This is a genomic window from Aneurinibacillus terranovensis DSM 18919, assembly GCF_000430625.1.
GTDB classification, from domain to species: domain Bacteria; phylum Bacillota; class Bacilli; order Aneurinibacillales; family Aneurinibacillaceae; genus Aneurinibacillus_B; species Aneurinibacillus_B terranovensis.
The window spans coordinates 24,120-39,830 of sequence record NZ_AUMJ01000054.1 but is presented as its reverse complement, the minus strand read 5'-3'; the positions used below and the strand labels follow the sequence as shown (position 1 = coordinate 39,830).

Sequence of the window (15,711 nt, the reverse complement as noted above, 5' to 3'; positions counted from 1 at the left end):
ACCTCACGGTCGACACCCTTGCCATAAGCTAATGGTTACTACTGCCTTCACCATTCGGGACTTGAACCCTATAGATAATGCCCATGCCGGGCGCACCAAAAAGGGCAGTTCGAATGAAAACATTCGCCTGCCTATCTTTCATATAGTCTATCTATTAAACCAACTATTATTCATTTAACATATTAATCAAAATTATAAGTCGTCCAACAACGGTTCATTTTTATCCCATGTTTCTCCGCATACATATCGCCCCACTTACACATTTCGAATAAGGTGGATTGCAGCTTTTTTCCTTCCTCTGTTGTCGCGTATTCTACTTTCGGAGGCACTTCTGAGTAAATGGTTCGATTAATAAGTCCATGTTCCTCTAACTCTCGTAACTGCTGCGTTAACATCTTTTGTGTAATTCCGGGTAAGCATCGTTTTAACTCGCTAAAACGTTTTGTTCCTTCATTTAGATTCCAGAGAATAAGTACTTTCCATTTTCCACCGATTAATTCAATAGTTAATTCAATTGAACATTGGTACTGGTCTTTAAACGGTTTCATGGTTAACCTCCGTTTATTTCAAATGGTTTATTTTTAGTAACTATGTAACAAAATAGTGCCTACTTGTTCATTATAAACCAAGTATATATTATAAACCATATAAGTAGAAGTAAATACTATAAGGATTGTAATACCACTTAATCATTAAGGAGGAATTTTTTATGAATAAAAAAGCCTTACTAATTATCCCGCCGGATAGATTTAATGAGGATGAGTTATTTCATCCAAAAGAGGAATTAGAAAATGCCGGATTTGAAGTGACCATTGCAAGTACAAAGACTGGCGAAATTACAGGCGATAATGCTGGAAAAGCTGAAGCTGAGGTAATTTTCTCTGATACAAAGGCAGAAGAGCATGATGTGGTAGCGGTCATCGGTGGAAGCGGTACTATCGATCACTTATGGGGAAACCAGGATGTGATTGCTTATCTGAAAAATGCGTATGACAAAAATATTCTCGTATCAGGCATTTGTGCCGGGGCGGTTGTCGTCGCAAAAACCGGCCTCCTTTCTGGACGTAAAGGTACCTGCTTCCCTGTCGATGTGATGATTAACGAAGTAAAAGCCAATAATGTTGAATATGTAGAACAGCATGTTGTGGCTTACGATGACATCATAACAGGTGACGGTCCAATCGGAGCCAGGGAATTTGGTCAAGCTCTTGTCAAAAGATTAAGCTAGGATGAAATAATCAAGCCAAGATTGTTCTATGATAAAGTGGGTATGTAGAAGCTGTATATATTGAATACTATCATTTAGGGCTTTATTACAAAAAACAGGAGTGAAAATAGGATGAATTCAAAATATCAAGCTTTATTCGAGTCGTTTGCTTTACGAAGTGGCATTCAACTAAAAAATCGAATCATTATGGCGCCGATGACGAACTTTTCCTCGAATCCGGACGGCACCGTTTCAGATGCCGAAGTAGAATACTACATTCGCAGATCAAAAGGTGTAAGCATGGTGATCACCGCCTGTACATATGTAACCCGAAACGGGAAAGGCTTTTCCGGCGAATTCGCTGCAGATAGTGACGAGATGATTCCCAGTTTACGCCGTTTAGCTACTGCCATTAAAGATCAGGGTGCTAAAGCCGTTTTGCAAATTTTTCACGGCGGAAGAATGTGCCCGCCTGATCTGGTTCCAGGAGGAGAAATAGTAAGTGCGAGCGCCGTTGCTGCGGAACAGGAGGGATCAGCCGTGCCGCGGGCACTGACGGATCAAGAGATCGAAGAGATTATCCGCGCTTTTGGAGAGACCACACGCCGAGCGATTGAAGCCGGGTATGATGGGGTAGAAATACACGGTGCTAACGGGTATCTTCTGCAGCAATTCTTTTCCCCTCATTCAAATCGCCGTGATGACCGCTGGGGCGGAAGCCTGGAAAAACGAATGACCTTTCCTTTGAGAGTCGTGGACGAAGTTAAAAAGGTTGTTGCTGAGCATGCGAAGGGGCCGTTTGTTGTTGGCTACCGCTTCTCTCCGGAAGAGCCGGAAACCCCTGGAATAACGATGGCTGATACGCTTGTATTTGTTAATGCGCTCGCAGATAAAGAACTCGATTATATCCATGTATCACTTATGGATTTCTGGTCTCAGCCAAAACGTGGGGTTGACAGTACACGTCCACGCATAGAATTGATCCAGGAACGTGTCGGCAATCGGGTGCCGGTCATGGGTGTCGGTTCTATCCATACAGCTGATGACGCCCTTAAAGCTTTACAAACCGGCGTTCCACTTGTTGCGCTTGGCCGTGAAATCATCATGGATCCGGATTGGGTAGAAAAAGTGGAGCAAGGCCGGGAAACAGAAATTGAAACAACGTTAACAAAGGATGACCAAACCCGTTTAGTCATTCCAGACCCGCTCTGGCAAGCGATTATGAATACCCCGGGCTGGTTCCCTGTTGTTGAGAACGCATAAAATATTCGAGCGGTTATCAACCGCAAAATGGTTGTCCAAAAAGATAAGTATCGAATCATTCATTCAAATAAGTAGCCCGTACTCCTATAAAGGTGATACGGGCTACTTATTTGTAATTTGGACGTTTATGCGAAAGTGCGGATAGCTTTAATAGTGTATACACCATAAAGGTAAACACGCATTAATAAGTATGGTTGTAATCACTTCCCGAACAACTTTTCTTTTTTTATCCAGTTTTTTTATGCATTCGCCTCTTTTTATACCTACCGTCGGTTGTTTTTTTATCGCAAGGCACATACTGTCAGTTTGTCAACGAAATTTATCCATTTTTCGATCAAAAGTTTGGGATTCTTTTATCAGATTTTGACTCCAGTAACGCCATATATGATTACTTTCAAAAAAAGCGGAAATTTTTCTTATAAAAGTATTGACTTTATATTTTTATTCATGTTATTATATTTTATTTGATAAAAAACGATTTTTGTGCTATCCTTGAAAAGGATAGTTTATTGGAGGTGGACTTTTTGTTTCAAATTGGAGATAAGATTGTTTATCCAATGTATGGTGCAGGTGTGATTGAAACCATAGAGGAAAAGGAAATCCTAGGGGAGAAACAGCAATATTTTTTGATAAAAATGCAAATTGGTGATCTGCAACTAATGGTTCCTGTAGGGAAAATATCTAATCTAGGCATACGCCTGGCTGTCGATGTGCCGACATTGGAGAACACATTGCTTATTTTTCATGATAGCGAATCAGCCCCCTCACTCTCGTGGAACCAAAGGTATCGCATGAACATGGATAAAATGAGAACAGGCGATATACAAGATGGTGCTGAAGTTATCCGTGATTTGCTGCACAGAAAAAAAGAAAAAACGCTTAATACAAGCGAAGCGAGAATGCTGCACAATGCATGGCAAATTTTAATTAGTGAGCTAGCGTTAGTCAAAGGGTGTACTGAAAATCAGGCCAATGATGTGTTAAATAAAGAGGTCAATAGCGTAGAGATGTATTTGTAATCAATATTTTTTTTGGATTTTCATCCCCGCATTTGTATGATCTCATTTTAAACAGGGAATCACAGGACGATTTGGACGACGACGATCCAGCAAGCGGAAGTTCTTCTTCCGATGAGACTCGTTGTGCACCAGCGACCTCACACCCCCCCACACACTAAAGGTATCGGTCAACAACTGAGGTTCGTTGCGCGCGATTTGGAATGGTGGCTAATCTTCAGGAACAAAGCAACCTGGCGCTCTTAAGCAAGCAGCAGCACAAGCAGCTCTTGGTTATCCACGAACTGTACCGGCAGCAACGAGAGATGTACACAAACCGCTCCCACCGCATTGACGATCGGATCGTCAGCATCTCACAGTCCCATGTGCGTCCGATTGTCGCGGTAAAGTCAAAGCCAACGTCGAATTTGGTGCCAAAGTCGCCATTAGCTTAATGGCTACGCCCTGATGGAAAAGCTCAATGGGACAATTTCAACGAAGGCATCTTTTTCACGTTTTTCAGATTCTACTCCCCAAGCTTTAGACTGGGTACTGTTATTGGATAACGAATCGTTCAGCAAGCCCAAATTACTTCATTACAGGAATTGCTCCTTTTTTTAATTGTTTGGTGTAATGTTGTAACTTACATTTTTACAACATGATTAAAAAAATTAGTTCGCTGTTGCATTAATCTGTTGTGTAAGTCCAGTCACCAATTCCTTTAAGGTCACATCCTCTAATACTTTTTCCATTGCGCCTTGCGCTCGTCTTAGTATCAAATTTAGGACGAATTCAATATTGGCTCCAACAGGGCATTGCGGGTTTGGCGAATCGTGAAAATGAAAAAGTTGACCTCCTTCAACCACATTTACCGCTCGATAGATATCTAGTAAGTTGATTTTTTCAAGTTCTTTAATATGATACGCTCCGCCTGTTCCAGAACGAACTTTCACTAATCCCGCTCTTTTTAGTTTTTACAGAAATTCATGAACTTATGCAACGGGAATCGATGCGAAATAAAGTCGTTTCGGGGAAATTTATTTTTTCTTGTAATTTAATTATTCAAATTATAAAATAAAAAATAGAAGAATTAATTCGGAATATAAGTTCCGAATTATGGAACAAAGGTGATATGAGTCCCATAAGTTTCGAAAAATTTTCTAAATTAGAAGGGAGAAAAAATATGTCAAATACCGATTTAGCAGAAAGCGAACTTCCATTGGGTACGTCAAGACAAAAAGAAAAAATAACCCCTTATATGTGGAAAGTTTTTGCGGTGTCGTTGGCCGGTTACATCTTTGATTCTATGGAAATCATGTTATACTCTATCGCGATGGTGGACATTTCTAAAGAATTTCATTTATCTCTTTCCGCCGCCGGGTTGCTCATGACGCTTGCCCTGTTAGGCTATGCTGTTGGCGGATTTTTCTGGGGACCTTTAACGGACCGAAAAGGTCGTACATGGGTTCTGATGTGGACCGTTGGCCTTTATTCGGTCTTTACCGGACTGACTGCTCTTTCCTGGAGTCTCCTTTCCTTATCCTTTTTCCGTTTTCTAACCGGTTTTGCGAGTGGGGGCGAATGGGCTGCCGGAGCGGCGATGATGTCCGAAACGTGGCCGGCTCATTTACGCGGAAGAGCGATTGCCTTAATGCAAGCTGGCTGGCCTATTGGCGCGATCATTGCAAGCGTTCTCTATAAAAGCATTGCTCCTGACTTTGGATGGAGATCTGTTTTTTTAATTGGCATTATCCCGGCTTTATTGGTTCTTTTTGTAAGGAGATCTTTAAAAGAAACGGAGCATTTTCAAAAGGCCAAAATCAAAACAGGAAATGCAAAGGACAAGCTTCGTGAATTCAAATTGTTATTGTCTCCTCAATACCGAAAATCTTTTTTCCTTTTATTTATTACGGCAAGCATTGGATTATTAGGATATTACACCATCATGACCTGGATTCCAGGATATTTACAAAAAACAAAAGGATTTACGGTATTTAAAACGGCAAACTGGTTTATGGTGATCAATCTGGCTTCGGCGATCGGCTATTATGTTTTCGGAATGATTGCCGATAGAATTGGACGCAGACCGACCTTTACCATCTTTTATCTTATTGCGATGATTTCCGCTCCGCTCTTTGCGTTTTCGACCATCAACGAGGGAAGCCTTTTGCTCATTGGTGCTTTATTAGGCTTTTCCATGGGCTATTTCTCAGGATTCCCCGCCTATGGTTCAGAGCTTTTCCCTACCCACATTCGGGCTACCGGACTGGGGATCACCTATACAGGTTTTTCCCGGGTTATCTCTACGTTGGGGCCGTTTGCTATCGGCATCCTTGCCGATAAAGTAGGAATTAGCGTCGGTATAGGGATCATGGGGGCTCTCTTTATCCCTGCAATCATTGTCCTCTGGTGGCTGGGACACGAAACCAAAGGAAAAACCATTGAGGAATTAGATGGAACCGTTTAAGTCTTTGACAGATATCGTTCTTCCTCCTAAGTGGAGAAAACTTTTAAAAGGAGTTTTTAAAAAAATGAATGTTTCCACCCTTCACCCAGCAGAAGTTCGCAACATGATTCGAAAGAAAGAAATTACAGGTCCAACTGCCGGGATGGCCAGCGGATTCACACAAGCGAATTTGGCCATTCTCCATAAAGATTTAGCCTTTGAGTTCCTTTTGTTCTGCCAACGAAATCCTAAACCTTGTCCGGTCTTGGATGTGACCGAGCCCGGCTCTCCTACTCCCGGGCTTGTTGCTCCGGAAGCTGATTTGCGAACAGATATTCCAAAGTATCGCATTTATCAGAAGGGAGAGTTGGTGGAGGAAACAAGCGATATCTTGAACTATTGGAACAATGACATGGTCGCGTTTCTCCTGGGATGTAGTTTCACTTTTGAACACGCCTTGATGAATAACCATATCGGAATTCGCCATATTGAGCTAAACCGAAATGTCCCTATGTATAAAACAAACATTCCGTGTGTAAAAGCAGGCCGCTTTGAAGGACCGATGGTTGTCAGCATGCGCCCGATTCCTGAAAAGGATGTCGTTCGCGCAGTTCAAGTCACCTCGCGATTTCCTGCCGTACATGGTGCTCCTATCCATATCGGCCATCCTGAATTCATTGGTATCGAAGATTTGGCTAACCCTGATTTTGGGGACTCCGTTCCGATTCAGCAGGGGGAAGTCCCGGTTTTTTGGGCCTGTGGGGTTACTCCGCAAGCAATTGCCATGCATGTCAAACCTGATTTGATGATTACGCATGCTCCAGGCCATATGTTTGTTACGGATATAAGGGACGAGCAATTCGGTGTCTTGTAATTTCATGAAGAAGAGCCTTATCTTTTGGGTGACAACCTCGGGAGATCAAATTGAAATTCCGTTACGGCCATTCATTTTCCCGCAGTTTAGTTTTTTAGGTACATCCATGGGCAGTACTGAGGAATTTAAGCAAATGCTCGATTTTGTCATACATCATAAAATAAGACCTGTAATGGACAAAACGTTTCCACTTTCAGAGGCAATCCAAGCTTTTAAAAGGATGGAGGAAGGCAAGCAGTTTAGGAAAATATGTTTGGTCCCTGATTGCCCCCTATAGACTTATTTTGAACGCTTCTCCAATAAAGAGGATACAGCTTGATCATATTCCCGCTGAAGCTCCTTAACAACTTCAGCTACGGGCAAAACCCCCGTAATCGTGCCGACGCCCTGCCCGGCAGACCAGATGTCTTTCCATGCCTTTGCCTCAGATTGATTCAGTTGGGAGAAATCCACGCCTTCCTTTTTCTGAAGCTGATCCGGATCAAGACCTGCTTTCCGAATACTGGGAGCAAGGTAATTGGCATTCACTCCACTAAACGTATCCGTATAAATAAGGTCTTCAAGGGTCGATTCAATCAGCATATTTTGATATTCTCTACTGGCAAAACTTTCGGAAGCAGCAATAAAGCGGGTTCCCATGTAGGCCAGATCAGCACCAAGCACCTCTGAGGCAAGAATATCCTGACCATTGGAGATACATCCGGCAAGAATCGTGATTCCGTCCCAGAATTTCTTAACCGATCCTATAAAGGCAAGTGGATTAATTGTTCCAGCATGGCCACCTGCCCCATTGCAAACGAGAATTAATCCATCTACCCCTCTCTTAGCAGCCTTTCTGGCATGATCAAGGTTACTGACATCGGAAAAAACAAGCCCTCCATACTCATGGATAATGCCAACAACCGGACTGGGATCACCGAGTGATGTAATGACAATGGGCGGTTGGTATTTCTTTATAAGCTCCAAATCTTCTTTATATCGTTTATTTGTCCGGTGAACGATAAGATTAACTGCCCATGGAGCAACACGCCGCTTAGGCTCATTTGTTCGTACCTGAGAAAGTTCATCTGTAATACGTTTCATCCAGTCATCCAAAATGACCACGGTACGGGCATTGAGCAGCGGAAACGAGCCAATAATCCCGGCTTTGCAACTTTCGATAACCATTTCCGGACTAGAAACAAGAAACATGGGAGCGACGATAACAGGTAAAACGACTTGATCCGCAAACTGTAGAGGTAACTTTCCAGACAATTTTCCCACCCTTTCAAAAAGGAGATATAGTAAATTAATTGGAAACAATCTCATAAGGTTTATTCATGTTTAAATTTCTCCTCGTAAAATTGTTTTCAGTACCTTACCGCTCGCATTACGGGGCAACATATCCGCAAATTCTACTTGGAAGGGCATTTTGTATTTAGCTAAGCGCCTTCTCGCTGATCTCGATTCCCGTGAATCGCTATCTCCATCGACATGGATGAAATGTCGTCAACACGAACTTTCACCTCCATTGAACAGTCCGTTTCAACTGCATTTAACGGTTATAGGTATAGAAGCCGGACCCGCTCTTTTTTCCGAATTTACCTGATTCGACCATCCTCTTGAGCAAAGGGCATGGTCTGTATTTCGAATCATTGAATCCTTCATACATACTTTCCAGTACATCCAGTAAAACATCCAAACCAACTTGATCGGCCAACTCCAGCGGACCGATCGGATGGTTAGCGCCTAATCTCATCCCACGATCAATATCCTCGGGGTTATTTCCTTCGAACACAAGATAAATCGCTTCATTCATAAAAGGGACTAATAGGCGATTCACCGTAAATCCCGGATAATCGCTGGCGAAAATCGTTTCTTTTCCTATTTGTTTGGAAAACTCCTCAACCGCATGAATGGTATCCCTGTCTGTTATAATAGAAGGAATAATTTCAACCAGCTTCATGATCGGAACTGGACTGAAGAAATGCATGCCGATCACCTTCTCCGGGCGTTTCGTGGAACTGCCAATCGAAGCAATGGACAGGGAAGACGTATTCGTAGCAAGGATTGCCTCACGTTGTACCATTTGATCCAATTCGGCAAACGTTTTCTTCTTCAATTCCAGTCGCTCCGGAACTGCCTCTATGACAAGGTCAACATGTTTCCCCGCATGCAAATCATCTGCTGTAGTGATTCGTGAAATAATCTGTTCCTTTTCGTTTTCGGGTAAACTCCCTTTGGATACCCGCCTGGACAAGTTCACGGAAATGTTACTCAGGCCTCTCTCGGCGTATTCCATTTTCTGATCAACCATGATTACCTCAAATCCGGCTGAAGCAATCACCTGGGAAATGCCGGAGCCCATTAAACCGCTGCCTACTACCATCACATTTCTAATTCCCATGTTCATCCCCCCTTCTTCTTTTATAGCGATTCAATGATCATGGCAATCCCTTGGCCTCCGCCAATGCATAAGGATGCCAATCCATACTTCTTTCCTTGATTTTTTAATTCAAGAGCCAATGAGTATAAAATTCTGGCTCCACTTGCCCCTACAGGATGCCCCAATGCAATCGCTCCTCCGTTCACATTCACTTTCTCCCGCTTCAGCCCCAACTCTTTTTCAACAGCAAGATATTGAGCCGCAAAGGCCTCATTAATTTCAAACAAATCCATATCATCCATTGTCAAACCAGCCCTTTTTAAAGCCAGCCGGCTCGCCGGAACGGGACCTATTCCCATAATGCCAGGCTCAACGCCTGCGATGCCCCATGATATAATGCGGGCAATCGGCACGACATCTTGATTTTGTTTCACGTAGGATTCACCGGCTATCACCACAGCGGCCGCCCCATCATTAATTCCGCTGGCATTTCCAGCTGTGACGGTTCCGTCTTTTTTAAATGCCGGCTTCAAACTGGACAGTCCGTTCAGCGTGGCATCAGCCCGAATATATTCATCTTCGGAAACCGAGAGTTGCCGCCCTTTTTTATCCGCAAGGTGGACGGGACTGATTTCTTGCTTAAACCTGCCCTCACACTGCGCTTTTGACGCCCTCTGTTGGGATTCTAATGCAAATTGATCCTGCGCTTCACGGCTAATTTCATATTTCTCCGATAGGTTTTCAGCTGTCATTCCCATCCCACACCCAAGGTATTCGTCCGTCAATGTCGCCCAGAGCATATCATCCACTTCCGGCGATTTCAGGCCGGTACCAAACCGCACATTTCTTAAAACATGCGGAGCCTGGCTCATATTCTCTGTGCCAACGGCTAATGCCAGATTTGATTCCCCTAATAAGATGGATTGGCTAGCGGAAACCACCGCTTGCAATCCCGAACCGCACAAACGATTAACGGTTAACGCGGGGCTTTCCACAGGGACTCCTGCCTTCAGAGCGATATGCCTGGCGATATAAGAGGCGTTTTTGGATGTATGAATGACACTGCCAGCATAGACATGATCGACCTGTCCGGCAGGGATGTTGCTTTTTTCTATCGCGCCCTTGCTTGCAATTACGCCGAGTTCTGTAGCCGATACATCCTTCAAAGATCCGCCGAAACTTCCAAAAGGGGTCCTTGCTCCACCTAATACGTACACACCTGTCATCTGAATCTCTCCTTACTAGTGAAATTTACAATCCCAAATTTATTGGGCCAACCAACCGCCATCCACAAATACGGTTTGACCGGTGATAAAACTGCTGGCATCCGATGCCAGGAGAATGGCCGCGCCGGACAATTCAGTAGGTTGCCCCAACCTTCTCATGGGGGTTTTGCCCACAATTTTCTCCAATACCTTCGGATTTTCCAACTGTTCTGCATTCATATCCGTTTTGATGTAAGCCGGTCCAATTGCATTTACCTGAACGCCATATCTCGCCCACTCCAATGCAAGAGATCGTGTGAGATTGATGACAGCCGCTTTACTGGCCGTATACGCACTGATTCCCACTTCTCCTACTGCTCCAGCCACAGATGCGATGTTGATAATTTTCCCGTAACCCTGACCGGCCATTTTCCTTCCGACGGCTTGCGAGCAAAAAAACAAGGACTTAAGATTAAGTTCCATCACTTCATCCCACTCTTGTTCGGTTACTTCAAAAGCAAATGCCGTATGGGATACCCCTGCATTATTGATAAGAATATCAATCTTTTTAAACTTTTCTTCTACCTCTTCTACCATTTGATAAATAGCATGGACACTCCGCAAATCCGTAGAGAAATGAATCGCTTTTCTGCCCAGATCTTCTATTTCTTGAACAACTTTCTGATTCAAATCTTCATTCCGCCCAATAATGGCGATATCCGCACCGGCTTCCGCCAATGCTAAAGCCATGGCTCTGCCTAACCCCCTATTCCCACCGGTTATAATGGCTACCTTATTGCTTAAATCAAATACATTCATCATGTGATCGCTCCCTACATACCTTTAAACTCCGGAACTCTTTTCTCAAAGAATGCCTGCAGACCTTCCTTATGATCTTCTGTCTGGAGTAGAAGCGTTTGGATCATATTTTCCTGCATGAAAGAAGTTTTCCAGCTCAAATGATTGGCATGATTCAACAGGTATTTGACAAATTTATTACTAAGCGGGGGACCTTTTAAAAGAAACTTTGAGAACTCGATTGTTTCTTCTAACAAATCACCCTCCGCAATTTTATTTATGATCCCTTTAGCCATCGCTTCCTCAGCGGCTATGACTTTTCCTGAGGTAATCCATTCCTTGGCTACCGGCAGAGGTACACGTTCTGATAAAAGGTTAATTAGCCCCAGATCCGGAATTAATCCGATATTCATAAAACTTAAAGCAAATTTAGCTGCGCGATCTGCAACAATAAAATCGGAGGCAAGCGCAATGCTAAAACCGGCTCCGGCAGCAAACCCTTGCACCGCAGAAATTACATACTTGTCAAGTTCGATGATCGTTTTCGTAAGGTTGGAAGTCGTTTGAATATAATTTGCCATATCAATAGCACTGGAAAAGGACCTCATGGTCTCAAGATCCCCACCGGCACAAAAAGCCTTCCCTGCACCGGAAAGTACGATGACTTTAACTTCTGGATCCCTCTCAAACCTTTTCAATGATTCTATCAACGATTCAACAAGGTCAAGCGAAAGAGAATTAAGCTTTTCCGGTCGATTTAATGTGATATGCCCCATTTGATTTTCGATGCAAATATTTATATGATTCGACAACATACTCACCCCCTGTTTTATCCTTCTGTAGGAATTGTTTATCCAATGATTTCCTTCCTTTCTCGACAGTTATCAGAAATATACTCATAAAATCCTTTGCTCGTTTTTCTGCCTAATTGACCGGCACGAACCATTTGCCGCAGAAGCAGAGGGGGGCGATATTTAGGGTCACCTGTTTCTGTATGGAGTGTTTCCGAAACATAAAGCAAGGTATCAAGTCCGATAACATCTGCCAGGGCGAGTGGGCCGATCGGATGATTGGCACCAAGTGTCATCGCCTCGTCAATCTCCTCTTTACGGCATAGTCCCTCTTGCAAAACGAAAATGGCCTCATTGATCATTGGAATGAGGATACGATTAAAGACAAATAAGGGGGACTCCTTAACCTCAATTGCTTTTTTCCCCAGGCTTTGCGTAAACCTCAATGCAGTAGATGCAGTCTCATCGCTTGTTTGTGCGCCACGGACAATTTCAACCAATTTCATCTTAGGCACGGGATAAAAATAATGGGTTCCGATAATCCTGTGAGGATATTTAAGAGCTGAGGCCAGTTCGGTGATACTCAAACCGGATGAATTGGTTGCAAAAATGACATCTTCCCGGCATACCGATTCAAGTTTTTTAAAAACTTCCTGTTTAATTGAAGTCCTTTCCGTTACCGCTTCCGTTAGGTAGTCTACTTCCTTTAGCTCATTACAATCGGTACAAATGCGAATTCGATTAAAAATGACATCCCGATCCCTGGCAGTCATTTTTTCTTTTGTTACCGACCGGTTAAGATAGGTTTTGATGGTTGATAATGCCTTCTCAAGGGACTCTCGATTCCTATCGAATAGTAACACTTCGTAACCGGATTCTGCACAAGTTTGTGCTATACCGGTGCCCATCGTTCCGGCTCCTATAACCGCCACTCTCTCCATTTCTTCCTCCTCGATTTGCTTAAAAGGCGGCATGAAGCCGCCTCGTACCGCGATAAAATTTATTTAATGACAATAGGATTAACAGGAGCACCGGTTCCCTGAACAATTTTCAACGGTGCAGCAGCATAGAGGAACGTATATTGTCCGTCTTTTTCACAATCATCAGCCAGATCCTCCAACCAGTCGATTTCATTAAAGGAAACACCTAGGTTACGAAGGAGTGCACCATGAAGAGGAAGGGCTGTGCCAGTTACGGAGGAAACCGTTTGCTCGTTAGCAATCGTATCGGTTCCAAAGGCCGGGATTTCCATATCATAGAACCATTGTACGAGTTCAGGCGTATAAGTTATGCCCGGCTCGTTAAAATCGCCTTCATAAAAAATAGTTGCCCCCTGATTATAGAAAACGCTTATCCACCCAGTTCGGATCAAGATAATATCCCGCTTTTGAATTGTAACTCCTTGAGCCTTTGCTGTATTAAGCAGATCCTCAAGCGTAATTTGTTCCCCTTTGTCTAAATGCTTTTTCCCCTTGTAACGGGCTACATCCAGAAGAACGCCGCGCCCAACTACCCCATGCTCGGCAATGGGCATGATTGAACATTTTTCCATCCCATCAATCGTTGTATTGGCTGAAAAACCGTTATAAACGGCATCATCATACCAGACATGTCCCAGAGCATCAAATTGGGTTGTTCCTTGAACGGCCATATAAATGACATCATCTGCATATTGCAGCCCTGCCCCAAGCGGCTGAAGCTTGCCGCAGCAGTAGGTCCCGTGGTCTTGAGTCATGTGGTGGCCCGGTTGGGAACGACCAGGCCACACCGGGTCACCTTCTTTCCGGGCGATCGGACACCCCAGGGTAAAAACCTTACCGCTTTGGACGGAAGCAACCCCCCGCAAAACTTGAAGTTGATCCAAAAAGTTTACGGCACCCAGCTCATCTTCCGCACCCCAACGACCCCAATTTTTAGGGGCATCTTTTAAAACTTCGGAAATTGATTTTACTTGTGTAGACATCCTATCATCTCCTTATCATAAATAAATGGTTATATCATACATTACTGATTCGTTACATAACGGAGTTGCGTCTTTATTATTTTTCCATTCGGATTTCTTGGTAGCGCTTCCAAAAATTCTACGTAAGCAGGCACTTTATACTTGGCCATACGTTCGGCTACCCACTGTTTAACTTCTTCTTCCGACAATGTCTCCCCTGGGCGAGGAACAACATAAGCTTTGACCACTTCACCAAATGTACTATCCGGTACACCTACAATGGCAGCTTCCATTATTTTTGTATTAGAATAAAGAACATCTTCGACTTCTGCAGAATAGATTTTCTCCCCGCCGCGATTGATCATGTCCTTGATTCGATCCATAATGGTGACAAAGCCTTCTTCATCAATCATGGCCAGGTCTCCGGTAGCAAACCATCCGTCCACAATAGCTAGTTTTGTCGCTGCTTCATTTTGCCAATATTCAGGCACAACCATCGGACCTTTGACAAGTAACTCACCAATTTGTCCGGGAGGCAGTTCTTCCCGTGTTCCCGGATCAACCACCTTCGTTTCCCCAACCGGAACAGGAATGCCAACCGTACTTAGTTTGCGAACCTGGTGTTGATGAGGCATAAGGGTTACCGGGGAAGTGGTTTCTGTTAATCCGTAGGCGTTATGCAATTCCAACCCTGGGATCCATTTCATCAATCTTTTTACCGTTTCCGCCGGCATAGGTGCCCCACCGAATGCAGCACAACGGAATGATTTCGTATCATATTCGGTGTAATCGGGCCGCATCATGGTCATTACATAAACAGTTGGTGAAGCAATCACATGAGTAATGGCTTCCTCTTGAATCAGTTTTAAGAATTGATCCGCCTTAAACATAGGCATGAGCACGATTTTTCCTCCCAAATAGATAAAGGGAACTAGTTGTGCAGCAAATCCGGTAATGTGGAACAAAGGAACGGCAACGAGAGTCGAATCTTCAGTGGTTAAGTCGAAGCAGAGTGCGTAATTCATCGCTGAATGGATGAGATTAAAATGGGTGTTGACCGCCCCTTTTGGACGTCCTGTTGTACCCGAGGTGTACATGATGATTGCTGCATCATGTTCATTCACCTCTTCTCGAACCCATTCCGCCGCAGGTTCCTGTACTAACAACCGATAAGGTTGCGTACCTTCCGGAGCCATTTCACTCGTAACAAAAATATGCTGAACTGGAATATTTCCAATAATAGGTGAAATATTGGGCCACCATTCTAAATTGGTGATTACTATCTTAGCCCCGGAATTCTGCAGCATGTATTCTAATTCCGGTGTCCTGAGCTTGGTGTTGAGAGGGACCGCGATAGCCCCGATCTGCAGAGCAGCGTATACACCCACCACAAAAGGAACCCCATTCATCAGCAGCAAAGCGACACGGTCGCCTTTTTGGACGCCATAACCATTTCGAAGTTGAAAAGCCATGTTGTGTACTTGTTCCCGCAATTCACGATAAGTTAAACGGTCATCTCCATGCACGAGAGCAACTTTGTCCGGATATAGAGCCGCACTGTTCTCAAAGGTTTCGATAAGCGTTTTTGGCCTGTCCTTATAAACCTTCAGTTTAACTCCGTTGATTACTTCCTCCGTAACATAGTTTTGAATCTCTTGATCCCAGACGACTTTCAAGATACAGCTCACCTCCGCAAATTTTTATAATCATTTGTACACTTTTATCCACAAGCAACAATCGTGCCAATTTTCAGAATAAGAATTTGTAACATTATTTTGTATTTCTTTGTTTGTTAAAAATTAAAATTGTTTCTATAAGAAACAAA

Annotated in this window: 15 protein-coding genes and 3 pseudogenes; 7 read left to right on the top strand and 11 right to left on the bottom strand. The window is 43.6% G+C overall.

All coding sequences use genetic code 11. The features are described from left to right. Positions 1 to 182: 182 nt before the first annotated feature. Positions 183 to 548: a winged helix-turn-helix transcriptional regulator gene (locus tag H525_RS0110305; protein ID WP_027416144.1), complete on the bottom strand. Its 366-nt coding sequence runs from the start codon at positions 546 to 548 to the stop codon at positions 183 to 185. 161 nt (positions 549 to 709) lie between these two features. Here H525_RS0110305 and H525_RS0110300 point away from each other — a divergent pair, with 161 nt between their 5' ends. The 4 genes and pseudogenes from H525_RS0110300 to H525_RS28535 all read left to right on the top strand — a co-directional run. Next, on the top strand, positions 710 to 1,228 hold the full coding sequence (locus H525_RS0110300; RefSeq protein WP_027416143.1) for a DJ-1/PfpI family protein: 519 nt from the start codon (positions 710 to 712) through the stop codon (positions 1,226 to 1,228). Positions 1,229 to 1,339: 111 nt separating this feature from the next. Beyond that, positions 1,340 to 2,470: an NADH-dependent flavin oxidoreductase gene (locus H525_RS0110295; RefSeq protein WP_027416142.1), complete on the top strand. Its 1,131-nt coding sequence runs from the start codon at positions 1,340 to 1,342 to the stop codon at positions 2,468 to 2,470. Between the two features lie 509 nt (positions 2,471 to 2,979). After that, positions 2,980 to 3,489, top strand: a complete 510-nt coding sequence (locus H525_RS0110290) for a CarD family transcriptional regulator (RefSeq protein ID WP_027416141.1) — start codon at positions 2,980 to 2,982, stop codon at positions 3,487 to 3,489. A gap of 156 nt (positions 3,490 to 3,645) precedes the next feature. Continuing rightward, positions 3,646 to 3,995 (top strand): annotated as a pseudogene (locus H525_RS28535) (IS5/IS1182 family transposase); the annotation flags it as partial. A 141-nt stretch (positions 3,996 to 4,136) separates the two neighbouring features. Here the strand turns inward: H525_RS28535 and H525_RS23605 are convergent. Next, positions 4,137 to 4,439, bottom strand: a pseudogene (locus H525_RS23605) (Rrf2 family transcriptional regulator); the annotation flags it as partial. A 209-nt stretch (positions 4,440 to 4,648) separates the two neighbouring features. Here H525_RS23605 and H525_RS0110280 point away from each other — a divergent pair. The 3 genes from H525_RS0110280 (at position 4,649) to H525_RS29475 (ending at position 7,062) form a co-directional block, all read left to right on the top strand. Continuing rightward, on the top strand, positions 4,649 to 5,932 hold the full coding sequence (locus H525_RS0110280; protein ID WP_027416140.1) for an MFS transporter: 1,284 nt from the start codon (positions 4,649 to 4,651) through the stop codon (positions 5,930 to 5,932). A 64-nt stretch (positions 5,933 to 5,996) separates the two neighbouring features. Further along, positions 5,997 to 6,785: a putative hydro-lyase gene (locus H525_RS0110275; protein ID WP_027416139.1), complete on the top strand. Its 789-nt coding sequence runs from the start codon at positions 5,997 to 5,999 to the stop codon at positions 6,783 to 6,785. Between the two features lie 4 nt (positions 6,786 to 6,789). Continuing rightward, the gene (locus H525_RS29475; protein WP_027416138.1) at positions 6,790 to 7,062 is read left to right on the top strand and encodes a zinc-binding dehydrogenase; all 273 of its coding nucleotides are present in this window, start codon (positions 6,790 to 6,792) and stop codon (positions 7,060 to 7,062) included. A 2-nt stretch (positions 7,063 to 7,064) separates the two neighbouring features. On the opposite strand, the gene H525_RS0110265 is transcribed toward H525_RS29475, so the two are convergent. The 9 genes and pseudogenes from H525_RS0110265 to H525_RS0110230 form a co-directional block, all read right to left on the bottom strand. Beyond that, entirely contained in the window at positions 7,065 to 8,039 is a 975-nt protein-coding gene (locus H525_RS0110265; protein ID WP_027416137.1) for an NAD(P)H-dependent flavin oxidoreductase, read from the bottom strand. A gap of 69 nt (positions 8,040 to 8,108) precedes the next feature. Further along, positions 8,109 to 8,213, bottom strand: a pseudogene (locus H525_RS29470) (AMP-binding protein); the annotation flags it as partial. Between the two features lie 106 nt (positions 8,214 to 8,319). Then, positions 8,320 to 9,171, bottom strand: a complete 852-nt coding sequence (locus H525_RS0110260) for a 3-hydroxyacyl-CoA dehydrogenase family protein (protein ID WP_027416136.1) — start codon at positions 9,169 to 9,171, stop codon at positions 8,320 to 8,322. A gap of 20 nt (positions 9,172 to 9,191) precedes the next feature. Then, the gene (locus H525_RS0110255; protein ID WP_027416135.1) at positions 9,192 to 10,376 is read right to left on the bottom strand and encodes an acetyl-CoA C-acetyltransferase; all 1,185 of its coding nucleotides are present in this window, start codon (positions 10,374 to 10,376) and stop codon (positions 9,192 to 9,194) included. A gap of 39 nt (positions 10,377 to 10,415) precedes the next feature. Then, positions 10,416 to 11,177, bottom strand: a complete 762-nt coding sequence (locus tag H525_RS0110250) for an SDR family NAD(P)-dependent oxidoreductase (RefSeq protein ID WP_027416134.1) — start codon at positions 11,175 to 11,177, stop codon at positions 10,416 to 10,418. 11 nt (positions 11,178 to 11,188) lie between these two features. Beyond that, positions 11,189 to 11,968: an enoyl-CoA hydratase/isomerase family protein gene (locus tag H525_RS0110245; RefSeq protein ID WP_027416133.1), complete on the bottom strand. Its 780-nt coding sequence runs from the start codon at positions 11,966 to 11,968 to the stop codon at positions 11,189 to 11,191. Between the two features lie 35 nt (positions 11,969 to 12,003). Next, positions 12,004 to 12,918 (bottom strand): 3-hydroxyacyl-CoA dehydrogenase family protein, encoded by a 915-nt coding sequence (locus H525_RS23600; RefSeq protein ID WP_245590452.1) that lies wholly within the window; start codon positions 12,916 to 12,918, stop codon positions 12,004 to 12,006. A gap of 26 nt (positions 12,919 to 12,944) precedes the next feature. Further along, positions 12,945 to 13,907 carry a cyclase family protein gene (locus H525_RS0110235; RefSeq protein WP_027416132.1) on the bottom strand — a complete coding sequence of 321 codons (963 nt, stop codon included), beginning with the start codon at positions 13,905 to 13,907 and terminating at the stop codon, positions 12,945 to 12,947. Between the two features lie 41 nt (positions 13,908 to 13,948). Further along, on the bottom strand, positions 13,949 to 15,562 hold the full coding sequence (locus H525_RS0110230) for a class I adenylate-forming enzyme family protein (protein WP_051330952.1): 1,614 nt from the start codon (positions 15,560 to 15,562) through the stop codon (positions 13,949 to 13,951). Positions 15,563 to 15,711: the final 149 nt, after the last annotated feature.